This window comes from Brucella tritici, from assembly GCF_008932295.1.
GTDB lineage: Bacteria > Pseudomonadota > Alphaproteobacteria > Rhizobiales > Rhizobiaceae > Brucella > Brucella tritici.
The window spans coordinates 21742-46621 of record NZ_WBWA01000031.1 but is presented as its reverse complement, the minus strand read 5'-3'; the positions used below and the strand labels follow the sequence as shown (position 1 = coordinate 46621).

Sequence of the window (24880 nt, the reverse complement as noted above, 5' to 3'; positions counted from 1 at the left end):
GCCATGCGCATACTTCAACAGGTCAAAATCAGATGACAGATATTCTCGGGGTGCCGATACCCGTTCTCCTCGGCCAATTGCTGCTCGGACTGATCAACGGCTCATTTTACGCTCTGCTCAGCCTCGGGCTGGCGATTATCTTCGGCATGCTTAACGTCATTAATTTCGCGCATGGCGCCTTTTACATGCTGGGTGGTTTCGTTGCCTGGTACATGCTGTCGAGGCTCGGCCTTGGATATTGGGGAACACTCGTCGCGGCTCCCATATTGGTCGGATTCGCGGGGATCGTGGTTGAAAAGCTGTTTCTGAGGCGGCTTTATCGCATGGACCATCTCTACAGTCTGCTCCTCACATTTGGCATTGCACTGATGCTGGAAGGGCTGTTCCGACACCTCTTCGGCGCGGCAGGAAAACCTTATCCGGTTCCGGCCTCACTGACTGGCGGCATCAATCTCGGTTTCATGTTTTTGCCCATGTACCGCGCATGGGTGATCGCTATCTCGCTCATTATCTGCCTGCTCACGTGGATTGCGATCGAACGGACCAAGCTCGGCGCCTATCTGCGGGCCGCCACCGAAAACCCGTCGCTGGTCCAGGCTTTCGGTATCAATGTGCCACTCATTCTGACACTGACCTATGCCTTCTGCGTGGGTCTCGCGGGCTTCGCCGGCGCGCTCGCGGCACCTCTCTATCAGGTGAGCCCAGGCATGGGCTCCAGTATCATCATCACGGTCTTCGCGGTCGTCGTGATCGGCGGCATGGGTTCGATTGGCGGTGCGATCGTCACTGCGCTTGGTCTCGGCATCATCGAAGGCCTCACCAAGACATTCTATCCACCAGCTTCATCGATCGCGGTTTTCGTCATGATGGTGCTCGTGATTCTCATTCGGCCAGCCGGCCTGTTCAAACGGGAGGCATGACATGAAAAGCGCAACCCTTTCCAACCCGACAACCACCTTTCGTCGCGGTCAGATGATCGGCCGCATCCTAATACTCTCCGTTTTGGGTATCATGCTGATTGCGCCGTTGGCAGTCTATCCGCTCTTCCTAATTAAAATCCTTTGCTTCGTGTTGTTCGCCGCAGCCTTCAACCTAGTGCTCGGCTACGCGGGTCTGCTATCCTTCGGACACGCCGCCTTCTTCGGCGGCGGGGCCTACATCGCGGCCCAGGCTGCAAAAGTATGGCAATGGCCATTCGAACTGTCGGTGTTGGCGGGCACACTGTTTGCAACCTTGCTAGGGCTTGCCTTTGGAGCGCTCGCCATCCGTCGTCAGGGCATCTATTTCGCCATGATCACGCTGGCACTTGCCCAGATGGTCTACTTCATGGCGGTCCAGTTGCCGTTCACAGGCGGCGAAGACGGGATTCAGGCCGTGCCCCGCGGTTACCTGCTCGGCATGATCGATCTTAGGAACATCACAGCAATGTACTATACCGTGCTCGGAGGCACGATCATTGGCCTCGTCATCATCTGGCGCGCAGTCAATTCGCCTTTTGGACATATGCTGTCCGCTATTCGCGAAAACGAAACGCGTGTTGTCTCGCTCGGCCTGAAACCCGAACGTTACAAGCTGATAGCATTTACACTCTCAGCAGCTCTGTCGGGTTTCGCCGGGTCACTGAAGGCGATTTCCTTCCAACTCGCCTCACTGGTCGACGTAACATGGCATATGTCCGGGGAAGTCATTCTTATGACCCTTCTTGGGGGCATGGGAACGCTCATCGGACCGATTGTCGGCGCCACCATTGTTGTCGGGCTCGAGCATTTCCTGTCGACCAGTGGGTTGCCCATCACCTTCATCATCGGCCTGTTCTTTGTGGTCTGTGTGATGATGTTCAGACGGGGCGTGTTCGGCGAACTGAAGCTTCTCCTCGAGCGAGGCAGGAGCGAATAAAAGTCTTTCTGTGCAAGCGAAAATAAAAGGCCGAAGCGTTCGCTTCGGCCTTTTTGATGTGGATGGGGAAAAGTTTATTTCGATATTCGTCCGAACAGGTAACCGATAGCTGCCGCCATGACCAGTTGGACGATGCTGGCAAGATCGGGCGAGACATGAGAGGGCATATCGGCTGCGGACGAAAGGCTCGGCAATAGCCCGGCATAGACGATCCAAAGAGCCACAAGCACTGACGCAAAGACCACGAGCGCAAGCACCGGGAGAGAGACGTTAGAGCCAGCTGTCACTGCGGCCTGGGCGGAAGGCCGGAGAACGGCCGTGGCAGGGGCATCCAGATGCGGCGGACCGGCTTTGGTCTGCGCGGGAGAGGGGCCGGCACCTAGCGGCGACGCTGCCACGGCCTCCTGCGGATTCTGTCGCACGTGAATTTCCTCGGCAAATCGCTTGAAGAACTGACCGGCCATTTGTTTCGCGGTCACATCAATCAATCGACCTCCAAGCTGCGAAAGCTTTCCACCAATCTGCGCGTCTACGGTATAGTCGAGTACTGTCCCCCCGTCTTTTGCAGAAAGTTTGACGACGGCAATCCCCTTGGCAAAGCCAGCCACGCCACCTTGCCCTTCACCAGTAATCTTGTAGCCATTCGGAGGATCCAGTTCCGACAGTGTTACCGCCCCTTGGAACCGCGCCTTGACCGGCCCGACCTTCATGACCGCGACGGCTGTCATTTCCGTATCCGATGATTTCGTCAGTTCCTGACAGCCGGGAATACAGACCTTGAGCACGTCAGGGTCGTTGAGCGCGGCCCAGACCTCCTCCTTGGTGGCCGGGATCAACTGCTGGCCAGACATTTCCATGGACAATCCTCCTCAACATCAGAACGAAAACGCTCGACACGGCGCGATCTGCGTGCTTGACATTCTCCTCTTAAGTCTAATAATGCAAGTAATATTTGCGATAAGCGTCATTATGGGAAGATGATGCCGGAGGAACACTTATGGCTCGACCTTTAGACAGAGCGGCAGCTATGCCGGCGGCGTGGGCGAAACCGTGAAGCCCGCACAGTTCGATTACAGCGCACCGGTAACAGTCGAGGAAGCGGCAGCGACACTCGCTGCATCGGCTGGTGACGGCAAAATCATCGCCGGTGGGCAAAGCCTGATGCCGATGATCAATTTCCGACTGGTGAAGCCTTCCATACTTATTGATATCAACCGCATCGCGGGATTGGATAAGATAGAGTTCGACGGCAGCCGGCTGAAGATCGGGGCGACCGTTCGTCATCGCATGACGGCCACCGATGCGCTTGTCGCTCGACACTTGCCGATCATTCACGACGCTATGCATCACGTCGCACACATGACGGTGCGCAACCGTGGCACATTCTGCGGTAGCGTCGCGCACGCGGACCCCGCAGCCGAATTGCCACTGATGACCCGGTTCCTCGACGGCACGATCATCGCCTTTTCAGTGCGTGGAGAGCGCCGTATCCCCGCCGCGGACTTCTTTACGGGTTCATTGATGAATGCCCTTGAAGAGGACGAACTGATCACCGCGGTGGAGATCGACGCCATGCCAGAGGATTCCGGCTGGGCCTTTGAAGAGTTTGCCCGCCGCCATGGCGACTTTGCGCTCGCCAGCTTCGCAACAACGTTTCGCCTCGAAAATGGTATCGTACGCGGCGTTCGTATCGGCATGATGGGGGTGGGTGAAACCCCGCTTCGCCTGCCCGAAATAGAAGAGATTGTCGAGGGCACCGACCTTTCTGAGCCCATTCTCAATACGGTGGTAGAGAGATTGGCAAACATCCTGACCCCCAACTCCGATATCCACGCATCCGCAGATTATCGCAAGCATCTATCTGGCGTATTGGCCAAGCGTGGGCTGCGTGCAGCATGGGCACGAGCCAATGGGGAGATACCACGTCATGGCTGAAAAGCAGATCACCTTTAGCGTTAATGGCCTTTCATACACGCGCACAGTTGAACCCCGAATGCTTCTCAGCGACTTCCTGCGCCATGAGTTGGGCCTCACAGGAACCCATGTCGGCTGCGAGCACGGTGTATGCGGCGCATGCACCGTGCTCCTCGACGGGCGTAGCGCGCGCGCTTGCCTCACGCTCGCCGTGCAGGCAGAGGGCATGGTAATCGAGACCATCGAGGGCCAGGGAAGCATTGACCGGCTCGGGCGCATTCAGGAAGCATTTCGTCAGCATCACGGCCTGCAGTGCGGCTTCTGCACGCCGGGCTTCATCATGGCGATTACCGATCTTTTGCGCCACCACCCGCTGGAAAGCGATGAAGAAATCCGGGAAGCGCTCTCCGGAAACATCTGTCGCTGCACGGGCTATGAGCACATCGTCAATGCCGTCCGCGAACTCGCACGTGAAAGAGGACCTCTCAAATGAAGATGCATTTTCTCGAAGGCGGCCGGCTGCGGATGCGCCGCTCGATCTATGTTTCCGGCGCCGCGAAAGAAGAAACCATCGAACTGCCCGTTCATGCCGCGCTGATGCGCCATATCAGGGGCAATGTGCTCTTCGATAGCGGCTGCAATCCGGAAGCTGCGAACGATCCGCAGGCGCGTTGGGGCGGGCTGAGCAAGGTCATGACACCGATCTTCCAACCGGAGCAGACGGTCGTCCAGCAGCTCCAAAAGATTGGCCTCCAACCCGACGACATCGACCTCGTGATCTGTTCGCACCTCCATCCGGACCACTGCGGATGCAATTCCTACTTTCGCAAAGCAACCATCCTTTGCCATGAGGTTGAGGCCGCGACGGCCAGGGCGGAAGGTGCAGAAAATCTTGGCTACCTTCGAACGGAATGGGAACAGCCCCAGGGATTCCAGACTTTCGTTGGGGATCATGACGTGTTCGGCGATGGCCGTATCGTCATCATGCCAATGCCCGGCCATACTCCGGGCATGAGCGTGGCGCGCGTCGAACTGGAAAAGGACGGCGCTTTCGTCCTCGCGTCGGATGCTGCCCCCCTCCAGGCCAATATCGACACCGGCATCGCACCGAAGAACACTTGGAACATGGATCTGGCGGCTGCCTCGCTCGCGCGGCTCAAGGCCTTGCGCGACAGCGGCGACACGATCATCTCAGGCCATGACGACGTCCAGTGGCAGGGCATGAGAAAAGGCCGGGAGTTCTATGAATGAAACACTCTGACCATTCCGTCGAGCTTCGTCCCAAGCTGGTTGGCAAGCGCGTCAAGCGCACGGAGGATCCTCGTCTTCTGACCGGCGTTGGTAAATATGTCGACGACATGGCGCTTGACGGCATGGTTCATGTCGCGTTGCGCCGCTCCGACCAGCCTCATGCGAAAATCCTCAACATTGATATCGGCGACGCATTCTCGGTGCCTGGCGTTGTCGCGATCTATGATGCCAGCGATCTCGAGGGAGAAATAAAGCCTGCCATCCCGACTTCGCGGATGCCGGGCTATTATGCCACGCCAATCTGGCCGCTGGCACGGGACAAGGTCCGCTATGTCGGCGAGCCGGTCGTCGCCGTTGTGGCCGAAAGCCGCTATGCCGCTGAGGACGCGCTGGAACACATCACCATTGACTATGAGCCCCTGCCTTTCGCCATCCGTCAGGTCGATGCTGTCAAAGACGACGCGCCACTCCTGCATGATGAGGCGGGAACGAATACGATTATCCGCCGCGAATTCAAGCGCGGCGATGTCGATGAGGCTTTCAAGGAGGCGGCAGTGACCGTCAGGGGCCGGTTCAGGATGACCCGCAAGACCGCTGTCGCCATGGAGAACCGATCGTATCTTGCCGAATGGGAAAACCGTAAGCAATCTCTGACGCTCTACACCTCCTCCAACATACCGGGCGTCATCCGGGACGTGCTCTCTGGCTGCCTGGACCTTCCTGGAACCCGGATGCGCGTCGTCGCGCCGGATGTGGGCGGTAGCTTTGGTGGCAAAGGATCGCTCTATGGTGAGGAAATTCTCGTCTGCGCACTCGCGCGGAAGCTGAAGCGACCCGTCAAGTACATCAGCGACCGTCTTGAGGATCTTTCCGCCACCAGTCAGGCCTTCGATGAACTGATCGAGGCGGAACTGGCGGTTACGAAGGACGGTACGCTGATCGGTCTCCGTGCCGATGTGATCGGCGATGTGGGCGCGTATTCGATCTATCCATGGACGGCAGCGCTCGAAACGGTGCAGGTCGTCAGTTTCATGCCCGGCCCGTACCGGATGGAACATTACCGCGGCCGCATTCGCGGCGTGCTAACCCCGAAACCGCCCACCGGCCCCTATCGCGGTGTCGGGCGGCCCTCATCCACCTTCGCAATGGAGCGCCTGATCGAGATGGCGGCGCGTAAGCTTGACATGGATCCGGTCGAGTTTCGCCGAAAGAATCTTGTGAGGGATGATGAATTTCCCTACCGCACGGCCTCCGGCATCATCTGGGACAAGTCGGCCTTTCAGGAGTGTCTCGAAGGCGCCTGCAAGCATGTCGATTATCCGGTGCTGGTTCGCGAGCGTGACGAGGCAAGAAAAGCCGGCCGCTGGGTCGGCATCGGGCTCGCGAGCTATGCGGAACTCACCGGCATCGGATCACGTATTTCTGTTGCCCCTGGCATGCCGATCAATACCGGTACCGAAACATCGAAAATCGAGATCGACGCGACCGGCGCCATCACCGCCGCCTTCGGCATTGCTTCTCACGGTCAAGGGCTGGAAACGACGCTGGCGCAGGTCATCGTGGACGAACTCGGCTGCAAACTGGAGGACATTGAAGTCAAACACGGCGACAGCGCTCTTGTTCCAATGGCCAGCGGCACCTATGCCAGCCGCTCGGCCGTGCTCGGCGGTGGCGCCGCAACGCTTGCCGCTCGCGTTGTCAAAGGAAAGGTGCTGCGCGCAGCAGCCTATCTGATGGAGCAAAAAGTTGAGGACTTGGATATCCACGACGGCATTATCAGCAGCCGGAATTCCAACTTGTCGATGACGTTGAAGGAGGTCGCCTCCGCCGTTTATACCCAGATGGGCCGCATTCCGCGTGACCAGCGGGAGGACCTGACGGCCTCGGAGACCTATGACCCCTATCTCGGAACAGCCTGCTCATCGACGCATCTGGCCATGGTCGAGGTCGATACTGAGACCTTCGGGGTAAAGATCCACCGCTATGTGGTGGCGGAGGATTGCGGCAAGATCATCAACCCGATGATCGTGGACGGACAAGTACATGGCGCGGTGGCGCAGGGGATCGGAGCAGCCTTGCTCGAAGAAATAATACATGACGATCAGGGACAGGCAGTGGCAGCCAGCCTAGCGGATTATCTTGTGCCGGTGGCGAGCAGCGTGCCCGAAATCGGCATAGTCCATATCGAGGCCGATCTACCCAACAACATCGGTGGCTTCCGCGGAATGGGCGAAGGCGGTACGATCGGCGCCCCGGCGGCAATAGCGAACGCCGTGTCGGATGCACTGGCTCATCTGGGGGTGTCCGTGGAGACGCTCCCAGTCACGCCCGAACGCATCTTCCAGATGCTCCGCGAGAGACGCCAGACTTCCCCAGAAGCGACAGATTTGCCGTAGTCGGATTCAAACGGCTATAGGTCGAACTGATATCTGAGCAGATAGTCGGTATCCTTGGCCGCGATCGGCTTGCGGCATTCCGAGCACACGACGATCGCCGAGAAGTCATGACCGCAGGTCTTGTGGCGTAGCCTCATGGGGGGCTTGCCATCAGCCAGCCAACGATCCCCCCAGGCCATCATAACCAGCATCGGCTTGTAGAGATCGAGCCCCATTTCGGTGAACCTATATTCGAACCGCTCGCCAGAATTGTAAGGGACCTTTCGAAACACGCCAGCCTGCACGAGCCGTGCCAGGCGGTCGGACAGAATATTCGTCGCAATCCCGAGATTTTCCCGCATTTCTTCGTAACGCCGCACGCCGTTCCATCCTTCGCGGAGGATCAGAAAACTCCAGCGGTCCCCAATGATGCCCAGTGTGCGTGCCACCGAGCATGGTCGAACCCTCTCCAACAGGCTTGCATCGGAGCTCCTACGCGATGTAGGGCGATTTTCTACCGGAGCATAGCCCGCGCCGGGTCCGTCCCTCGGCGCCACCTCCTTGGCTGTGAACGGCTCGAGACATTCACTGCAGACGGTTACAGGATGGCAATTGCATCCGCAGCTCTTGTGGATGAGTTGGAGGGGAGGCTCGCTCGAGCCGGCCAGCCACTTGTCACCAAACTCCATTAGAGAAAGCATTGTTGGGAAAAGATCTTTGCCACGCACCGTCAAGAAATACTGCTGCCCCGGTTCGTTCGGCCGTTTCCCAGTGCTGAGGATATCGTTCGCGACGAGCGCAGATAGTCTGGAGGAAAGGGTCTGCCGCGGAATTCCCAATCGCTGCTGAAACTTATCGAACCTGCGTACGCCAAAATAGGCTTCCCGGAGGATCAAAAAGTTCCAAGTGTCCAGAACGATTTCCATGGTCCGACGCACAGACGATTGCCGCTGCATAGACACGGGCCTACGCGATGGAGCAGGAGCGATATTTTCGATCTTTGTCATTCTTACGTCATTCACGGACTAAAAACCTGCAGCAGATAAGACCACGTAACGCATACTTATAGACAGCAAAGTCTGATAATGAAAGCTAATGCGATACCACCTCGTTCAAATTTGCATGCCCTTTCGCAATCAATCAGCGATGCGGAAGCAGTAAATTAAAGCGACGACTTAGTTACGGAGCGGGCAGGCAGAGCGCACGTCACATTCCTGCTCACACTCGGATCGATCCTCTATTAAAAGCCTACACCCCTTTGGAACGACGGGACAATATGATCCACAAGCACTGACGCCGCCCCAACCTGGCTCATTGGCGAGTTCAATGCTGGCTTTCAGTTGGCTTCTTGCCTGACGATACAAGGTCGTCTTTGAGCAAAGGCCTATCGAACAGCTCATCATAAGGGATAGTTTGCGCCGATTTGGTCTTCGCTAACGCTTTACTTTGATCAATCATCGCCCAGCAAAAACGGCACAGTCGGCAACAAATCCAGGACGAGTACGATGATAGCGGAAGCGCCCCCATCTTCAGTCCAGCCTGAGCCCGGCCGAATTCAACTGCTTACTTGAACGCGTTCTGAGCATCTGTGCCGACGGTAGCCAAAGCTAACACGACGTCGCCGTCCGCTCACTTATCTGTAACCCCAACCGGGTTCGCATCCCGACGAGCCCCTGGCATTGTGCCGCGTTTACTCCAGCGTCGGTAGCTTCCTGGAAAGCTGAGACCGGCAGCTATCATCCCAAGCCAGGAAACGCTCCGGTCGACGGAGCGTGGACCGCTACGCCTTGAAAGGAGCAGAACCCACGACCCAGTTATTCAAGCAGCTAACGCGTTGAAGTTTCTTAGCGGGTCGGGTCCAGTTTCTCTTACGCGGAACACTTCACTTTTCCCAGAGCGGAACCTTCTATCGACATTAAGCCGATTTTGAAGGTCGAGACTTGGCCCACTAACAGACGATGAGCAGCCCTATTCACGCGAAGCCCATTCAGATGCCTAGAGCGTAGGCTCATAAACTGATGCACCAGATGCGGACAGCGATCAGTTTGACAGCAGCGAGGAAATTGTCCGGGTTCTTGTCGTAACGCGCGGCGATGCCACGATAGTGTTTGATGCGATTAAAGAAGCGCTCCACCAGGTTTCTCTGGCGATATACCCATGGCGAGAACGCGAAGACGTCCTTACGGTTGGATTTGGGAGGAATATTGGCCCAGATTTTTCGTTCTGCTGTTGTCTTCCGGATCGCATCGGTATCATAGGCCTTGTCCGCAAGCAGGGTGCCGCCTGCTTTGATGCGTTCAATGAGGCCCTCGGCCTGAGAGCAGTCAGCAGTCTGACCACCCGTCAGGCAAAGATTGATCGGACGGCCTTCTGCATCAACAATCGCGTGGATTTTGCTTGTGAGGCCGCCACGGGAACGTCCCATGCCACCATCGTCGGCATCCCCTTTTTTCCTGTGGCTCCGTGCTGGTGAACACGAACACAGGTGCTGTCGATCATCACGATGTCGCCATCATAGGCCTCAGAGACAGCCTCAAGCAGCCGATCCCAGACACCGGCACGACGCCAGCGAACGAAACGGTTGTAGCAGGTCGTGGCAATACCATAGCGTTCGGGGATTTCTGACCATGATGACCCGGTGCGGAAGCGCCACAGGATTCCGTTGAGAACCATGCGATCATCAATCCGTGGAACGCCACGAGGTTTGCTCGGCAACAGCGGTGCAATAATCGACCATTCTCGTTCTGTGAGTTCATAGTGGCGACGTGACATCAAAGACCTCCAAATCCGAGGCCTTTCAATAACTAATCCATTCAAATAGCTAGCCTATTTATGAGACCACGGCCTAAGATGCCGGTTCAGTCTCCGCAACCTGTGTGTGGGGCAGATCTTGTTCTGATCCCTAATCAAAGGAATTCCTTTTAGTCTTGATGAGAGCACCACCACACCATAGGCGTTAATTGCTCATTTGCCCCTTTTGCCGATGCATGCGCCTAATCCGTGAAAGCCAGAAGCCTAACGATGCACGATTACTTCTCGCTGTGAACAATCCAGAATTTATGTAAGTCGCTCGGATTGTCCCATGCCGCTACAGCGCCAGGGCGAATAATGAAAATGTCGCCTGCCACAAACGTCACGCTTCCTTCGTCAGGGTTGGATAAGGTAACCTCACCCTTGCGCAGCATCATCAGTTCGGAGAAGGAATAGGTGATAGGGTGGCGGGCATAAGGCGTAGTAGCCCATATGCCCCAGGCAAGCGGATCATCACTCTGGAATTCATGACGGTAGGTCGTCGGAGCGGGCGTGGTGAGCAGTGCTGCATTGGGTGCGCCACCGGTCGCCATAGGATGGTCAAGGTCAAGTTTAGTGAATGATGCTGGTGCGTTCTCCTCATGAATCGTGAGGATTACGCAATCCGCTGCCCGTGCCTTCCATGAGAATGTGCAGCCAGGTAGGCTAGCGGCCTCACCCTTGGCCAACACGATTTCGCAACCGTCGCGGTCTATAAGTGTCAAAGCGCCGTCACGAAGCATCACGATAGACGGGAATAGGCTCTTTACGTCTTGTCCCTCTCCCGAAAGAACTGCGCGTCCGACGCCGAAAGGTTCAGTAGACTGTCCATCCAGAGTGATAGCTTGGAAAGCTGCTTCCAGATCGGAGGCGCATGAAGGCGCAACGCCCAGATTGATTACGTTTCTCAGCAAGTTAAAATCTTTCTGCATAGGATTTATTTCGATGCGAAGCCAAGGCTGTCCTTGATCCAGTACCAGCGGATGCCAAGGTCCATGACAGGCTTACGGATCGCATGCCAGGCAAGGCGCGGAATCTGAGTGGTCGGATAAACCATGGGGCGACCTTCGGCGATGTATTCGGCATACATTTTGCCAAAAGCGGTCGCCATGGCTACGCCACGGCCATTATAGCCAAGCATGGCATGCAAACCTGGGGCGGGATTATGAAGATGGGGCAGGCCATCCATGGTCAGTGCCACGTGCCCGGACCAGTGGTAGTCTATGCCAACACCATCCAGTTGCGGAAACAGCCTCACCATTCCAGCTTTTAGCGCTTCCATCAGTGCTTTCTTTTCGTTCATCGCGACGGCACCGCGTCCGCCAATGAGAAAACGCCCGTCTTCTGATTGGCGCATATAAAAAGCGATCTTGCGCGTTTCAGACAGAACCACACCTCCCGGCATGATTTCTCGCCGCTGCTCTTCTGAAAGTGGTTCTGTCGCTATCAGCATGCTTTGCACGGGAAGAATGCTTTGGGCGAGACCCGGTAAAAGATTGTCCGTGTAGGCGTTTGTGGCGATGAGGGCTTCGCGTGCGCGAACCGCCCCATTCGAGGTATTCGCAATCCAGTTGCCGTTTTCGTGCGTGAGAGAAGTAACGGACGAATCTTCAAAAATCTGAACGCCACGCGTCGAGCCGGCGCGGGCGAGCCCGCGGGCATAATCCAGCGGTTGCAAGGAACCGGCGCGCGGATCGCGCCATCCACCGAAATAGCGTTCCGTGCCGGAAAGCCTGGCAATCTGCGAGCGGTCCAAGATCTCGACTTCGACACCCTGTGCCTGCCATTGTCGGGCGCGTTTGTGAACGGCGGCGGTTGCGAACTGGGAATGCGCGGCTTGAATCCAACCGGCACGAACGGGTGAGCATTGGATATCATGTTTACGTACAAGGTCGAAGACAAGATCACCTACGCCGCCGACGAGATCGATCATGCGCTTGCCGTGCTCAGGCCCATAGGTTGCAAGAAGATCTTCGGGGTCATGCTTCAAGCCGGGGATCACCTGTCCGCCATTGCGTCCAGATGCACCGAAACCGATATGACGCGCCTCAAGGACCGCCACCGTCTTGCCGCGCTCGGCAAGAAACAATGCGCTTGAAAGGCCTGTAAAGCCGCCGCCGACAATAACCACGTCCGCTTCGTGCACGCCATTCAGTTTGGGATGGCTCGGCTTTGCTTCCCCAGCTGCGTTCCACCATAGCGAGCGCGAGAAGCTCTCCGGACTGCTTGCCATTTTCATCTTTCTCCAGCGTGTTTTTCGGCCTGCCACAGGTGATTTTACTCGGGCTTGTTCACCCAGAGAACGAAAGCTTCCGCTTCACCGTTATTGAAGAATCTGTGGCGAGTCGTTGAAGGCAGGGCAAATCCGTCCCCTGCCGAAAGCAGATACTGAGCATCTTCAATCTGCAACGTGAAACTGCCCGAAATGATATAACCCAGTTCCTCGCCGGAATGCGTGTAGCACTCCTCACCGGAACTCCCGCCCGGAATGATCCGCACTGCGAAAGATTTCATGGTTTCGATGAGTTCAGGTGAAGCGCGGTGTTTGATGACGCCGCCAGCGTTCAGCACTTCAGGCTGTTCGCCTGCACGCAATACATAGGGATTGGCGCGAGCTGCTGCTGCGAACCCTTGTGGGTCAATGAGCTGAGCTGGGCTCATGGAGAGCACATCGGCAATCGTATAGAGGGTGCGCACCGTTGGCGAGACGAGGCCGCGTTCGATCTGGGACAGCGCCCCGGTCGACAGGCCCGACACTTCCGAGAGATAGCCGAGGGTGAGGCCCAGCGTCTGCCTGCGCGTACGGATACGCGCTCCGATATCCCCCGCATCGTTCGGTGTGGGTTCGCTGACAGGGGCGGTCCGGGATATCTCTGCCTTGTTCACTTTTGGCATCCTTTAATGGCTCTCGCTACGAACTGGAATGAATCGGGGTTGATTAGTTTTCATTATTCTGCTTCATATTTGCCAGACATTCAATAAACTAAAAACAAAATCCATCCAAAACATGGAGGGGACATATCAGAAATGGCTCACAAGGATACGCCCTACTGGTGGGAAGCAGCCCCGCCGCACAGCGCTGGGCAGCGTGCAATTGAGCCGAATTGCGATGTAGTCATCGTTGGTGCGGGCTATGCGGGACTTTGCGCTGCCCTTCATCTTGCGCGAGCAGGACGAAAGGTTCAGGTTTTTGAGCGGGAACAACTGGGCTTTGGTGCTTCCAGTCGCAATGGTGGCTTTACCAGTGGCAATATTCGTCCCGATGACAAGACCCTGATCCGCAAATTTGGTATGGAACGGGCAGTAAAGATTGCCGCCGAAGGTCATGAAGCGCGCCGCTTCATGATCGATTTTCTGGCTAATGAAGATATAGACGCGGATTTCAAGCTCGTGGGCCGATTTAGCGGCGCGATGACGCGCGCAGAATATGACGCCATGGCTCGAACCGCAGAAGCTATCCAGCGTGCAACGGGTGTCGAATCCTATGCGGTTCCCCTTAACGAGGTTCACCAACATATTGCGACGGACCTCTATGCGGGCGGCAGCGTGCGTATGGATATTGGTGGCCTTCATCCAGCGAAGTTCCATGCGGAACTGGTGCGGCTGGCGCTGGCTGAAGGCGTGTTGATCCACGCCGAATGTCGCGTAGAAGGTATCGACCAAACCACTGATACGAAAACGGTAATTACGGCGCGTGGTCGCGTTCAAGCGCGTGACGTTCTTGTTTGCACAAACGGTTATACTGATCATTCGGACCGCTGGTTGCGTCAGCGATTGGTGCCGTTGCGTTCGCGAATCATCGCAACAGAAGATCTGGGCGAGGAACGAGTACGCGACTTGGTGCCGGGTTTGAAAATGCTCACCGACACGCGCGCGATGACTTACTATTTCCGTCCGTCACCGGATGGACGGCGCATTTTGTTTGGTGGTCGCGATGTAACGAGCCGGGGTAATCCGGAAAGCGCTACGCAGCGTAACTATACAGAAATGTGCAAGGTTTTCCCGCAGCTGGAAGGTGTCAGTATCTCGCATAGCTGGTTCGGCTATGTGGCCATGAACCGGGATATGGTGCCGCGAATTTTTCAGCATGGGGCGGTGCACTATGCAACCGGCTTCTGTGGCTCAGGTGTCGTCTGGGCACCATGGCTCGGCTTCAAGGTCGCGCAGAAAATACTGGGTGTGCTGAACAGCGAGAGTAGTTTCGATTTCCGTCCGCCGCAGTTTGTGCCGACATGGCGCGGAAATGCCTGGTTCATGCCGCTGGTTTTTGCCGACCTTGAACGAAAGGATCGCAAGTTGGAAGCGACAGCATCCGCTGAACGGGCATCGAGAAACAATTCGGGTTCCCTGGGTGGCCACAAATGAGAAGCCGCAACGCAAACGCTGGTCACAACGAATTTCACTTTATCAAACGCAGTTTCACAACCGGCGTTATGAATAACAGGCTTATCGCTGCATTTAGGAAGGAGAATGCCATGCGTCTCAAGAAAATTTTCGGTTTGGCAGCTATGGCGGTCGTCTTGGGGAGCGCGATGCCCGCCTTGGCCCAGGAAATTGTCAAAGTTGGCTCTTCACCCACCGGTTTGCCGTTTACTTTTGTGAACACGCAAACCAAGGCTATGGACGGCGTATTGATCGATGTGGTCAAGGCGATTGAACCTGATATCGGTATCAAGGCGGAATTCGAGGCCGTGCAGTTTTCGGCGCTCGTGCCGTCGCTCACCGCGAACAAGATCGATATGATCGCTTCGGCAATGTTCATCACCGAAGAACGTGCAAAAGTCGTGGACTTTTCCGATCCGGTTTATGGCTACGGCGAAGGCGTCTTCGTACCGGTTTCGGATGATACTGCATACAAGACCTATGCGGATCTCAAGGGTAAGACCGTCGGCGTACAGGTGGGGACCACCTTCGTTGATTTGTTCAAGAAGAGCGGTCTGTTCAGTGAGGTCAAGGTCTACAAGGGCATTCCCGATATCATTGCCGACGTGAATGCCGGGCGTATCGACGCCGGTTTTGGGGATGGGCCAATGGCTGCCTATTACCTCTCTCAGGGCCGGTTCCCCAAGGTGAAGATGGTCGAGAGCTATGAGGCTTCGGCTGGCGGAGAGTTTGGTCTGGCCCTGCGCAAGGGTGACGAACGCATGCCCAAGATCAATGCAGCCATCGCCCGCATCAAATCGGACGGCACGCTTCAGAAAATTCTTGCAAAATACGGACTGAAATAATTCCAGTGCGAGCATGGGGATCGACCCCCATGCTCGAAATTTCAGGTGTGCTCCACGCGTGCGTCCAGGGAGAAGCTCTTCATGCTTTCCGCTCAGCGCGCGAAACGGGGCCTACCGGCCACAGGGCCTCATCCCCGTTTGATCGCGCCAAATAAATAGAGTCAAAGCCAATGCAAAACTTTCTCATGGACATCCGCGAGTTCTTCCCGATCTTGCTGGAAGGCGTGAAATACACGCTTCTCGTGACCTTGGGCTCCCTTGTCCTTTCGACCCTTCTAGGGCTTGTCTGGGCGCTGATGCGGGTGTCGGGAATCCGCTGGCTGTCGGCTATTGCCGGAGCTATCGTCAACGTCATTCGCGGCATTCCTATCCTGGTGCAGCTGTTCTATATCTACTTCGTTCTACCGGAATTCGGCATTGCGCTTTCCGCTCTTCAGGCTGGCATCATCGGCCTCGGCATTGCCTATTCGGCCTATCAGGCAGAGAATTTTCGCGCTGGCATCGAAGCTATCGATCATGGGCAGACGGAAGCCGCACAATCCATCGGTATGGGCTGGTTCATGATGATGCGCCGCGTGATCCTGCCGCAAGCAGTTCGTGTGATCCTGCCACCTTACGGCAACATCATGGTTATGCTTTTGAAGGACAGTTCGCAGGCATCGGCCATCACGGTCGCCGAACTGACCTTGCAAGGTCAGTTGCTCGCTGCTTCGACCTTCAAAAACATGAGCGTCTATACGCTGGTTGCCATGTTCTATCTCTGCCTGAGCTTGCCGCTGATGATGGCTGTCGGGCGTCTTGAAAAGCTTTTTGGTAAAAGAAACGGACACTGACCATGGCGATGATTGAAATAAAGAACGTCACCAAATCCTATGGTCCGCTTCAGGTTCTCAAGGGCATCAGCGCTGAGGTACAGAAGGGGGAAGTCGTCTGTCTGATTGGCCCCTCGGGATCAGGAAAGTCGACAATGCTGCGCTGCTTGAATGGGCTCGAGACCTATCAGGGCGGCGACATTCTGATCGAAGGTCAGCGGGTTGACGCGAAGGATCGCTCGATCCGCGATCTTCGCACACGGATGGCGATGGTGTTCCAGCGGTTTAACCTGTTTCCCCATCGAACCGCGCTTGAGAATGTCATTGAGGGGCCTGTTTACGTCAAAGGCGAAAAACCTGCCGAGGCTCGAAAATATGGCGAGCACCTGCTTCAGCGCGTCGGTCTGGGAGACCGCGCCAACCATTATCCCGGCCAGCTTTCCGGTGGCCAGATGCAGCGTGTTGCGATTGCCCGTGCCTTGGCCATGAGACCGCAGGCGATCCTGTTCGATGAGCCGACGTCTGCGCTTGATCCCGAACTGGTTGGCGACGTGCTTGATGTCATGCGCAGTCTTGCTGACGAAGGACTCACAATGCTGGTCGTGACACATGAAATGGGTTTTGCCCGCGATGTGGCTGATCGGGTGCTTTTTCTTGATGGCGGCGTCATCGTTGAACAGGGTAAGGCAAAGGAAGTGCTCGGCGCGCCCCAGCATCCGCGCACGCAGGACTTCCTGCGCCGAGTTCTCAATCATTGACTTATATTGATGCGTGACATGCGCTGCGTGTCACGCAGGGGGAGGCGCTATGACTTTCTATTGTTACCTGGATGCGGCACGCACCGGGGCGATCCGCGACGTATTTGCGCGCGAACTGCCGGAAGTGGAGTTTCTATCCGGCGATTTGGATGCCGAAGCTGCGGCAAGGGTGCGTCATTTGCTGTGCTGGCAGGCACCGGAGGGATTGAAGGATCGCTTCCCTGCACTTGAGATCATCTTCTCAAGCGGGGCAGGAGTAGAACAGTTTCTAGAGACAGATATTCCCTCTCAAGTTCGCATCGTCCGTATGACCGAGCCAGGTCTTGCACGGATGATGCAAGAATATGTTACACTCGCCGTGCTGTCCCTATTCCGCCAATTGCCCGTCTATCTGGAACAAAGCCGTAACGAGATCTGGCAAACCTTACCTCAGCCAAGCGCACGCCGTCGCCGGGTGGGTGTAATGGGGCTTGGATATCTGGGACAAGCTGCGTTGACAGCGCTCAGGCCTTTCGGTTTCCCATTGTCCGGCTGGAGCCGAAGCGAGAAGAATATTGAGAACGTACGGTGTTTCTCCGGCGCGGATGGGCTTCAGGCATTTGCTGCGCAAACAGATATACTCGTCTGCCTTCTGCCGCTCACGGCGGAAACGGAAGGCTTGATCAATGCTGAGTTTATTGCGCGTCTGCCGACGGGTGCAAGCGTGGTTCTGGTTGGTCGCGGACCGCATACGGATTACAACGCGCTTCTTGCAGCTCTCGATAATGGCCAGCTCTCGTCGGCCTTCATCGACGTAACCGCACCTGAACCGCTCCCGTCAGGACATCCCCTCTGGTCGCATCCAAAGGTGATCGTTACCCCACACATCGCATGTGTAACTGACAGCCATGGGGCGGCTGACATACTTGTTGAAAACCTGCAAAGGCTGCAGAAGGGCGAAACTCTTATGGGTGAGATTGACCGCAGTCGAGGTTATTGAAGCGGTAGACGCTGGAAGCCCTTCGTCAAAAGACACAAGAATGATGCTGCTGACGCAGAAGCCATTATTGAAACGGCCACCCGGCCAACGATGCGTTACGTTCCGGTTAAGTCTGCGGAACAGCGGTCAAGGGCAATGGTCTTTAAGACACGAGATATTCTGGTTCGTCAAAGGAACCAGATCATCAATGTTTTGCGTGGCCAATTGATGGAATATGGCATTGTCGTTCCGGCCGGTCTCACCTTTGTGCGCAGACTTTAACGCGAGATCGAAGATCACGATACGCAATTGCCTTTGCTGGTCGTGGAACTCGAACGTCTACTTATCGATCAGCTCCAAAGCTGTAATACGAAGATTGCTGTTGTCGAGCGACAGATGAAGGAAGAAGCGAAACGTGATCCGGAGGCGCTACGCCTACAAACCGCTCCAGACATTGGCCCTGTCAGTGCCATGGCTATCAAAGCTTTTGGGCGGATAGCCCAACGCCCTCATCGTCGCAGAGATACAGCGATCGTGAGTGCGGTAGTGTTCAAGCGCCGCCTGCTTCTGGGCTTCAGAAAACTCCGGTGCGCGAGCCACACAACCAACACGCAGGTCTTGATGCTGCTGGTATTCGCGATACCAGTTTCTCAGCGCATTCTTTGTGGGGTAACCCAATTGGCGGATCGTCGCCTTAACCCGCTTGCCGAGCAGGATATACAACTCGACGGCGCGAATTCTATCTGCATGGGAATACATGAACTACCTCCTGGGGGGCCAAGTTTTAGTCCACATCCCCCCAAACAGTATTGGAGCCCAAAATTCATACTAGACTCAGGATCCGTTGATTTCTCTGAACGATGCTGACTCAGTTCTCACTTGAGAGAACTGATGCGATGTCACATCAAGATCAATTTGGATGCATGTCCTCGCCAAGGCGTAGGTTTATGGCTTTCCCTGTCTAAGCGAACGGGAGGTATGAGCCAGATAGCCTACCTGTATGAATCTTTGAGGCTTTGCAGATCAGCCGCAGTCAGATTCAAACCATCATCTGTTGGGGAAATCTGCAATTGCACGTGGTGACGCGCGGCCCGGTCCGCTTGGTGGTAACCGCAACTCCCAAAAGACGGAAGCCCACGCTGATCTGATTATGACTTAGAGCATTTCCTGTTTTGATTGAATCATTAGAAATGCTCTGACAGTTTGTTTTTACGCATGTCTTTATCCCGAAACCGGTTCCCACTTTCAGGAGACATGCTCTAGCTTGGCAAACACCGCCACGACCCCTTGTCCGAATTACGCGATGCGCTTTCCGTTCAAGTGATCACGATCAGTAGCCCGCGAGATGATCGAAGGTGGCTGGCGCGCGAGTGATGTTCCTGTGGTCATATCGTCAGGACTTCAACGCCATCGAAATGGCTTCTCGAAATTGAAAGCGCTCTTGCGCAAAGCAGCTGAGCCTTCAGTGTTTGGCTCGTGGGACAGGATCGGACAGCTCATCGAAATGGTCGAGATTCAAGAAGCTCAAAATTTCTACATCTCTTGTGGATACGATCCAATATGAAAGAGAAAAACTCTAGCTGGTTCGTAGATCATCTCCATGGCCTGCCTTGTCTCAAGCATGCCGGGCAGCAGCGCTTATAAATGCGTCAAATAATAGGGTGCCGGGGTGCTCTGCAGTGCCGAATAATTCAGGATGCCATTGTACGCCCATCGCAAATGATTGGGATGGAATTTCTATTGCTTCTACTACACCATCCGATCCGCAAGCGGAGACAATCACCTTCTCGGAAATATCGACAAGTGCTTCGCGATGAAACGTATTCACATTGAATTTGTCTAGCTGCAATATTCCAGCCATTCTCGTTCCAGCCGAAACAGTAACTTCATGCAGAAGATCGACTTGGTCGTGATTGATTGCATTGGGCAGGGCGGCATGCACATCCGAAACCATGCGACAACCGTTTAGACAACCCAGCATCTGCATCCCATTACAGATACCCAGTACAGGCTTGTCGCGAGCAAGAAATCCCTTCATCAGGGCTACTTCCACATCGAGACGATCGGAGAGCGGAAAGACAGACCTATCCCCTTCAACATACCAGTCATCTGGAAACTTTATTCGTGCTCCGATGCTCAAAAAGCCATCGAACTCCTCAATGACCCGATCCACTATATCTGTCAGATAGGGTATCCCGTATGGAACGCCGCCAGCCCGGTGTATGGCTGCAAAATAGTGTTTCGAGATATCGTATCGATCACCACCAGCGCTGGTGTTTTCCCCCATTATTACTGCGATAACGGGTTTGGTGTTTCTGCTTTTAGCTTGATTATTCAATTTCAGCACCATGTTATCTTGTTATCGAGAATGAAGTCGCGCAAATTTTTTATCGCATGAAAGAACCGGCAATCGTTAATACCAGAACCATCTACCATGGTTATGATCGAACGAGGTCGGACGTATAGGCCGACAGAACGTCTGCCCCCCCCGTGTGCCAGAACAGTATGCGTTTTCCCATGTTTAACTTTTGTGTTTGCACGAAATCCATCAACCCGGCCATCGCCTTGCCGGTATATACAGGATCAAGCAGGATTGCTTCAGTTTCAGCGACCAAACGTATGGCTGCAACAGCTTGTCGTGTAGGCTGGCCGTACCCGGACCCGATCTGGCCAGCATCAACATCGACGCTTAGATCCGTGCACCGATCGGGCAAATAATTCTCCAGATCAGATAAAACTGCTTCAATTTTATGCCTTTGTTCCGGTGGTTGACTGGAGACACTTACTCCCAAAGTTCGCCATGGTTGTTTGAAATACGCTGCACCAGCCAGAATTCCAGCATGGGTTCCCCCACTTCCACTTGCAACGACAACATAATCAAACTCTATAGCCAGAGCCTTTGCCTGCTCAGCAAGCTCTCCGACACCATCGACATATGCCAGGGCACCCAACCCGTTAGACCCACCCAGCGGAATAGTGTAAGGGCGTTTACCGGCCTTTCTTAAGATGGCGGCAGCCTCAAGAGCTGCCTTCGTCAAATCGCTGCCGCGTGGAAGGCGTTGAACTTGTGCGCTCAACAGGTCATCCAACAGGAGATTGCCCATATCGTGATAGTATGGCGCTCGAAAAGGAACCGCATCCTCCAGCAACAAAAGACAGTTCAGGCCAACTTTTGCCGCCGCCGCTGCCGTTTGTCTGGCATGATTGGATTGCAAAGCACCTGTTGTAATCAATGTATCCGCACCTGTGCGGAGGGCATCGGAAATCAGATACTCCAGCTTTCTGGTTTTATTTCCGCCACCTGCAAGCCCCGTACAATCATCGCGTTTGATCCATATTTCGGGGCCGCCAAGGTGATGAGAAAATCTTCTCATTGGCTCCAAGGGCGTCGGAAAATGACCGAGGTGGTATTTCTGGCTGAATAGTCGGTCGGACATTGGACGAGGCTTTCCGCTACTGAGGCGTCGATGAGAAGAGAGCATCTTGGTACCAGCAGGCCGCCGATGAATCTTCGCTGTATCTGAAGTTGAATGACGTCAACCCGGCGGTCAAGATGGCGAATTCAGGCATTCTCCCTGGTAAAGCTCAGTTATTTTCTGGCGTGTCCGGATCAAGCGGGACGCAGGGCCATCCAATAGATACTCGGCAGCATGTGTTCGGCTGTTATAATTGGAGGACATGGAGGCTCCATAAGCACCTGCGTCGTGAAACACCAGATAGTCACCGACTAAAGCTGGCGGCAATTTTCTCATTTCCACGGTGCCGTCTTGTTGTTGTGTAAAAACGTCGCCTGATTCACACAGGGGGCCTGCAATAACAGTCGGGCGCGATGTTTCAGTCTCCTGGGGCTTACCATCCGCCGTCAAAACGGAAATATGGTGATAACTGCCATAGAGAGCCGGACGCATCAGATCATTGAATCCCGCGTCGACCAGTGTGAAATGATTGCCGCCCATCTGTTTGGTTGCGCGCACTTCCGCCACCAGAACTGCCGACTGTGCGACCAGAAAGCGACCGGGCTCAATCTCAAGACGCACCGGATGGCCGAGCTTTTTCTCCGCATGCTGGCGGGTCTGATCCCAGAGACTGAAATAGTGAGCCACGTCGATGTTCTGGTCCCCTTCCTTGTAGGGCACCGAAAGACCACCACCGGCGGATATGGCCTCAAAATCGTGGTCCACCGATGAAATGATATCAGTCATGGCCTGGCAGACGCGCTCAAGGTGACGATAGTCGACGCCCGAACCGATATGCAGATGGAATCCGACCAGATGGAGACGATATTGCTTTATCAGGGCAATCGCCTGGGTCAGTTGTTCATGCCAGATGCCGTGTTTGCTGTTTTCTCCACCGGTATTGGTCTTCTTGCTGTGACCATGCCCGAAGCCGGGATTGATACGAAGCCACACGCGATGACCAGACGATCTTTCGCCCAATTGTCGGAGCATGTCCAAAGAACCTGCGTTAACCTCAATCTTCTCCTGCACAACATAATCGAGGGTATCACGGTCAAAAAGATCGGCGGTAAAAACAATTCCCGCCGCGCCGGCGCCCGTAGCCGCTGCTGAAAACCCTGCCTGTTGCGCTCGTCTGATTTCCCCGTGAGACACGGCATCGACATGCACGCCGGCCTCCCGCATGAGCGACAGAATATTGACGTTGCAACATGCCTTCTGCGCAAACCGGATAATATCGAAAGGAGCGAGACGTTCGATCTGCCGTCGAATTACATCGGCATTATAGACCCATAACGGTGTCGCATATTTGTCAGCCAGCTCGCACAACGTGTCTGGGGAGAATTCGCTCTTCATTTTATCACTTTCAGATGGAATATCAGATACGGTCAGAGAGAGTGACCGAGTTCGACGGCACTTATCGTTCGCCTTCACCGGTGGACGTTGGATGCGATGTATCCGTCGAAGGTTATGTCGACCGGGCCTGTCAGCTTGAAAGTCTCGCCGTCAAAAATTTCGACCTCAAGCTGACCACCGGGCGTCCCGACTGTAACCCTGTCGCTGGACATGAGACCGGCCCGTCTTGCGGCCAGCACGGCGGCACAAGCGCCGCTGCCACAGGCCTGGGTGAGAATGCCTGGACGTTCATAGACAACGAGTCTGATCGAATCCGGGCCGGTAACTTCAGCCACGCCGATATTTGCCTGTTCGGGGAGATAGCCACTTTTCTGCACAGGATCAGCGAGTGCGACGATATCGAGCCCATCCAAGTCTTGAACAAAATAAACGAGGTGAGGATTCCCTATATTGACAGCGATTGGACTATTCAGCGGTCCACTATCCAATTGATCGCCTGCAGATTCGATCGAGCCGGCCAGAGGAATTTCGGCCCAATCCCATTTGGCGTTACCAATATTCAGGCTAACCTTGTGATCGCCGGCCCGGTTTGCCCGGATCGACCCACCGAGTGTCTCGATGACGGCTTCGTCTCGCCCTGTCTCTTCCATGATCAACCAGGCTGCGCAACGGGTAGCGTTCAGGCAGGTTTCCGCTTCTTGTCCATCGATATTGTAGATGCGAAGACGAATGGAGGCTTCAGGCGAAGCAGGTGCTTCGAAAACCAGTAACTGATCGCCGCCGATACCGACGTGGCGGTTGCAGACCCACTTGATATAATCCGCGGATTTCCGAAAGGGGGTGCTGCGACCATCAATGACGACGAAGTCATTGCCGAGCCCGTTACATTTGATGAAGTATTGCTTCCCTTCGTCTGACCGTGGATTGGCGAGCCGGAACGACGTCATTGTATTTGCTTCACTCTTTCTATGCATGGGAAGAACGAACTGTCGTCTTCTCGACCACCGTGGGGCTGTTTCGCGGTCGCTAAGTCTCCCCCAATTTTTAGTAAGGCTAGCAGAGCATAACATGTCGTCAAATTCCTATTAATCATAAGAATAGTCATTTATGATATGTTCTTAGAATCGTGGTGGAGGGTATCGTGCAACTGACGCACCGGCAGTTGGAAATATTTCAGTCGTTGATGCAAACCCTCAATGTTACTGAGACAGCAAAACAATTGAATTCGTCTCAACCCACTATCAGCCGTGAGCTCAAGTCGCTCGAAGCTGATCTTGGCTTTACGCTTTTCCAACGCGAAAAACGCCGTCTGGAGATGACGCCGCAGGCGGTAGCGCTCAATGTCATTGTGCAACGCTCATTTGTCAGCCTCGCAGAGATTGCCAGGACAGCACGCGCCATTCGTGGCGAACGGCTCCAACGCGTGACAGTGGCGTGCCTGCCGGCATTCGCCCACGCGCTGATGCCGCAGGTCGTTCGCAACTTTCGCAGCATCTATCCCGATGCTTCTCTCAAGATCCACTCGCTGGAAGAAACCGCATTAACGCGTGATCTGCTCAGCAAGTTTTTTGATCTGGGAGTCGTTGAAGGTAACGTTGCAGGCAATACGAATTCGATCATCAATCTCTACGCAGGGGATTTGCTGTGCATTATGCCGTGCAATCATATTCTGGCGCAGCACGATGTACTTGAGATGGCTCACTTCGATCGTCACGAACTCATCTATTATTCCGAAGAAGATTCCTATCGCCGCCAAATCGACGCACAATTCGACACAGCAGGGATTGCGCGTAATCTGGTTGTCGAGACAACGACGGCAACTTCGATCGGCACAATGGTTGCCGCCGGAATTGGGGTCTCTATCATTAATCCATTAAGTGCGCTGGCCTTCGAAAGCGCAGGAGTCGTTCTCCGGCCGCTCGCCCAGCCAATCCCTTACTACCTGAATATATGGCAGCCAGACCCTCTACGTAGAAGCCAACTTGGAGAGCGTTTCATCGAGACCATCGTCAACACGACGAATTCCATCGTTGATACACTTACCGCGCGAAATCTGTGTGCCCCACGGATCGATTGAACAAGTCACA

21 protein-coding genes and 4 pseudogenes are annotated in these 24880 nt (G+C 55.1%); 14 read left to right on the top strand and 11 right to left on the bottom strand.

From position 1 onward, the window contains the following. Positions 1-32 precede the first annotated feature (32 nt). Both F9K91_RS22210 and F9K91_RS22205 read left to right on the top strand, forming a co-directional pair. Complete coding sequence (locus F9K91_RS22210; RefSeq protein ID WP_151557569.1) at positions 33-920, top strand: branched-chain amino acid ABC transporter permease; 888 nt, start codon at positions 33-35, stop codon at positions 918-920. Position 921: 1 nt separating this feature from the next. Next, on the top strand, positions 922-1896 hold the full coding sequence (locus F9K91_RS22205) for a branched-chain amino acid ABC transporter permease (protein ID WP_151678744.1): 975 nt from the start codon (positions 922-924) through the stop codon (positions 1894-1896). A gap of 74 nt (positions 1897-1970) precedes the next feature. On the opposite strand, the gene F9K91_RS22200 is transcribed toward F9K91_RS22205, so the two are convergent. After that, positions 1971-2753: an SRPBCC family protein gene (locus F9K91_RS22200; RefSeq protein ID WP_151678743.1), complete on the bottom strand. Its 783-nt coding sequence runs from the start codon at positions 2751-2753 to the stop codon at positions 1971-1973. Positions 2754-2946: 193 nt separating this feature from the next. Between F9K91_RS22200 and F9K91_RS22195 the strand changes: the two genes are divergently transcribed. From F9K91_RS22195 to F9K91_RS22180, 4 genes are read left to right on the top strand one after another with little or no spacing between them, the layout of a single operon-like run. Then, entirely contained in the window at positions 2947-3831 is an 885-nt protein-coding gene (locus F9K91_RS22195) for an FAD binding domain-containing protein (protein WP_151678742.1), read from the top strand. Beyond that, a complete protein-coding gene (locus tag F9K91_RS22190; protein ID WP_151557578.1) occupies positions 3824-4303 on the top strand; it encodes a (2Fe-2S)-binding protein in 480 nt (159 codons plus the stop codon). The genes F9K91_RS22195 and F9K91_RS22190 overlap by 8 nt, the downstream gene beginning before the upstream one ends. Further along, positions 4300-5061, top strand: coding sequence for an N-acyl homoserine lactonase family protein (locus tag F9K91_RS22185; protein ID WP_151678741.1), 762 nt, complete (start codon positions 4300-4302; stop codon positions 5059-5061). The genes F9K91_RS22190 and F9K91_RS22185 overlap by 4 nt, the downstream gene beginning before the upstream one ends. Beyond that, positions 5058-7457, top strand: coding sequence for a xanthine dehydrogenase family protein molybdopterin-binding subunit (locus tag F9K91_RS22180; RefSeq protein WP_151557581.1), 2400 nt, complete (start codon positions 5058-5060; stop codon positions 7455-7457). The genes F9K91_RS22185 and F9K91_RS22180 overlap by 4 nt, the downstream gene beginning before the upstream one ends. Positions 7458-7471: 14 nt before the next feature. On the opposite strand, the gene F9K91_RS22175 is transcribed toward F9K91_RS22180, so the two are convergent. From F9K91_RS22175 to F9K91_RS22155, 5 genes and pseudogenes are all read right to left on the bottom strand, one after another. Then, positions 7472-8362, bottom strand: a complete 891-nt coding sequence (locus tag F9K91_RS22175) for a winged helix-turn-helix transcriptional regulator (RefSeq protein ID WP_192799314.1) — start codon at positions 8360-8362, stop codon at positions 7472-7474. A 1082-nt stretch (positions 8363-9444) separates the two neighbouring features. Further along, positions 9445-10208, bottom strand: a pseudogene (locus F9K91_RS22170) (IS5 family transposase). 257 nt (positions 10209-10465) lie between these two features. Beyond that, on the bottom strand, positions 10466-11140 hold the full coding sequence (locus F9K91_RS22165; RefSeq protein WP_235913367.1) for a cupin domain-containing protein: 675 nt from the start codon (positions 11138-11140) through the stop codon (positions 10466-10468). A gap of 23 nt (positions 11141-11163) precedes the next feature. Continuing rightward, on the bottom strand, positions 11164-12459 hold the full coding sequence (locus tag F9K91_RS22160; protein ID WP_151678739.1) for an NAD(P)/FAD-dependent oxidoreductase: 1296 nt from the start codon (positions 12457-12459) through the stop codon (positions 11164-11166). A 44-nt stretch (positions 12460-12503) separates the two neighbouring features. Beyond that, positions 12504-13121, bottom strand: a complete 618-nt coding sequence (locus tag F9K91_RS22155) for a cupin domain-containing protein (RefSeq protein ID WP_061347477.1) — start codon at positions 13119-13121, stop codon at positions 12504-12506. 132 nt (positions 13122-13253) lie between these two features. Here F9K91_RS22155 and F9K91_RS22150 point away from each other — a divergent pair, with 132 nt between their 5' ends. The 6 genes and pseudogenes from F9K91_RS22150 to F9K91_RS26655 form a co-directional block, all read left to right on the top strand. After that, the gene (locus tag F9K91_RS22150; RefSeq protein ID WP_151678738.1) at positions 13254-14591 is read left to right on the top strand and encodes an NAD(P)/FAD-dependent oxidoreductase; all 1338 of its coding nucleotides are present in this window, start codon (positions 13254-13256) and stop codon (positions 14589-14591) included. Positions 14592-14701: 110 nt separating this feature from the next. Then, positions 14702-15454 carry an ABC transporter substrate-binding protein gene (locus F9K91_RS22145; RefSeq protein ID WP_151653157.1) on the top strand — a complete coding sequence of 251 codons (753 nt, stop codon included), beginning with the start codon at positions 14702-14704 and terminating at the stop codon, positions 15452-15454. 170 nt (positions 15455-15624) lie between these two features. Beyond that, positions 15625-16287, top strand: a complete 663-nt coding sequence (locus tag F9K91_RS22140) for an amino acid ABC transporter permease (protein WP_208852721.1) — start codon at positions 15625-15627, stop codon at positions 16285-16287. 8 nt (positions 16288-16295) lie between these two features. Further along, a complete protein-coding gene (locus F9K91_RS22135; protein ID WP_061347686.1) occupies positions 16296-17024 on the top strand; it encodes an amino acid ABC transporter ATP-binding protein in 729 nt (242 codons plus the stop codon). Between the two features lie 49 nt (positions 17025-17073). Beyond that, entirely contained in the window at positions 17074-18003 is a 930-nt protein-coding gene (locus F9K91_RS22130) for a 2-hydroxyacid dehydrogenase (RefSeq protein ID WP_151678737.1), read from the top strand. Between the two features lie 15 nt (positions 18004-18018). Next, a pseudogene (locus F9K91_RS26655) lies at positions 18019-18261 on the top strand (IS110 family transposase); the annotation flags it as partial. 213 nt (positions 18262-18474) lie between these two features. On the opposite strand, the pseudogene F9K91_RS22120 reads toward F9K91_RS26655, so the two are convergent. Continuing rightward, a pseudogene (locus F9K91_RS22120) lies at positions 18475-18741 on the bottom strand (IS3 family transposase); the annotation flags it as partial. 568 nt (positions 18742-19309) lie between these two features. On the opposite strand from F9K91_RS22120, the pseudogene F9K91_RS26430 reads away from it, so the two are divergent. Then, a pseudogene (locus tag F9K91_RS26430) lies at positions 19310-19546 on the top strand (IS630 family transposase); the annotation flags it as partial. Between the two features lie 51 nt (positions 19547-19597). Here the strand turns inward: F9K91_RS26430 and F9K91_RS22110 are convergent. From F9K91_RS22110 to dapF, 4 genes are all read right to left on the bottom strand, one after another. Continuing rightward, entirely contained in the window at positions 19598-20332 is a 735-nt protein-coding gene (locus F9K91_RS22110; RefSeq protein ID WP_151556779.1) for a gamma-glutamyl-gamma-aminobutyrate hydrolase family protein, read from the bottom strand. Between the two features lie 88 nt (positions 20333-20420). Then, positions 20421-21419 (bottom strand): D-cysteine desulfhydrase family protein, encoded by a 999-nt coding sequence (locus F9K91_RS22105; RefSeq protein WP_151678736.1) that lies wholly within the window; start codon positions 21417-21419, stop codon positions 20421-20423. Between the two features lie 111 nt (positions 21420-21530). Then, on the bottom strand, positions 21531-22793 hold the full coding sequence (lysA, locus tag F9K91_RS22100) for a diaminopimelate decarboxylase (RefSeq protein WP_151678735.1): 1263 nt from the start codon (positions 22791-22793) through the stop codon (positions 21531-21533). Between the two features lie 74 nt (positions 22794-22867). Continuing rightward, positions 22868-23740 carry a diaminopimelate epimerase gene (gene dapF, locus F9K91_RS22095; protein WP_151556785.1) on the bottom strand — a complete coding sequence of 291 codons (873 nt, stop codon included), beginning with the start codon at positions 23738-23740 and terminating at the stop codon, positions 22868-22870. A gap of 194 nt (positions 23741-23934) precedes the next feature. Here dapF and F9K91_RS22090 point away from each other — a divergent pair, with 194 nt between their 5' ends. Beyond that, positions 23935-24870: a LysR substrate-binding domain-containing protein gene (locus tag F9K91_RS22090; RefSeq protein ID WP_151556787.1), complete on the top strand. Its 936-nt coding sequence runs from the start codon at positions 23935-23937 to the stop codon at positions 24868-24870. Positions 24871-24880: the final 10 nt, after the last annotated feature.

Excerpts from the sequence above, each read along its gene's own strand:
- F9K91_RS22210 (WP_151557569.1), top strand. The coding sequence starts at position 33 with ATGACAGATATTCTCGGGGTGCCGATACCCGTTCTCCTCGGCCAATTG.
- F9K91_RS22205 (WP_151678744.1), top strand. The coding sequence starts at position 922 with ATGAAAAGCGCAACCCTTTCCAACCCGACAACCACCTTTCGTCGCGGT.
- F9K91_RS22200 (WP_151678743.1), bottom strand. The coding sequence starts at position 2,753 with ATGGAAATGTCTGGCCAGCAGTTGATCCCGGCCACCAAGGAGGAGGTC.
- F9K91_RS22190 (WP_151557578.1), top strand. The coding sequence starts at position 3,824 with ATGGCTGAAAAGCAGATCACCTTTAGCGTTAATGGCCTTTCATACACG.
- F9K91_RS22185 (WP_151678741.1), top strand. The coding sequence starts at position 4,300 with ATGAAGATGCATTTTCTCGAAGGCGGCCGGCTGCGGATGCGCCGCTCG.
- F9K91_RS22180 (WP_151557581.1), top strand. The coding sequence starts at position 5,058 with ATGAAACACTCTGACCATTCCGTCGAGCTTCGTCCCAAGCTGGTTGGC.
- F9K91_RS22175 (WP_192799314.1), bottom strand. The coding sequence starts at position 8,362 with ATGGAAATCGTTCTGGACACTTGGAACTTTTTGATCCTCCGGGAAGCC.
- F9K91_RS22160 (WP_151678739.1), bottom strand. The coding sequence starts at position 12,459 with ATGGCAAGCAGTCCGGAGAGCTTCTCGCGCTCGCTATGGTGGAACGCA.
- F9K91_RS22155 (WP_061347477.1), bottom strand. The coding sequence starts at position 13,121 with ATGCCAAAAGTGAACAAGGCAGAGATATCCCGGACCGCCCCTGTCAGC.
- F9K91_RS22150 (WP_151678738.1), top strand. The coding sequence starts at position 13,254 with ATGGCTCACAAGGATACGCCCTACTGGTGGGAAGCAGCCCCGCCGCAC.
- F9K91_RS22145 (WP_151653157.1), top strand. The coding sequence starts at position 14,702 with ATGCGTCTCAAGAAAATTTTCGGTTTGGCAGCTATGGCGGTCGTCTTG.
- F9K91_RS22140 (WP_208852721.1), top strand. The coding sequence starts at position 15,625 with ATGCAAAACTTTCTCATGGACATCCGCGAGTTCTTCCCGATCTTGCTG.
- F9K91_RS22135 (WP_061347686.1), top strand. The coding sequence starts at position 16,296 with ATGATTGAAATAAAGAACGTCACCAAATCCTATGGTCCGCTTCAGGTT.
- F9K91_RS22130 (WP_151678737.1), top strand. The coding sequence starts at position 17,074 with ATGACTTTCTATTGTTACCTGGATGCGGCACGCACCGGGGCGATCCGC.
- F9K91_RS22110 (WP_151556779.1), bottom strand. The coding sequence starts at position 20,332 with ATGGTGCTGAAATTGAATAATCAAGCTAAAAGCAGAAACACCAAACCC.
- F9K91_RS22105 (WP_151678736.1), bottom strand. The coding sequence starts at position 21,419 with ATGTCCGACCGACTATTCAGCCAGAAATACCACCTCGGTCATTTTCCG.
- lysA (WP_151678735.1), bottom strand. The coding sequence starts at position 22,793 with ATGAAGAGCGAATTCTCCCCAGACACGTTGTGCGAGCTGGCTGACAAA.
- dapF (WP_151556785.1), bottom strand. The coding sequence starts at position 23,740 with ATGACGTCGTTCCGGCTCGCCAATCCACGGTCAGACGAAGGGAAGCAA.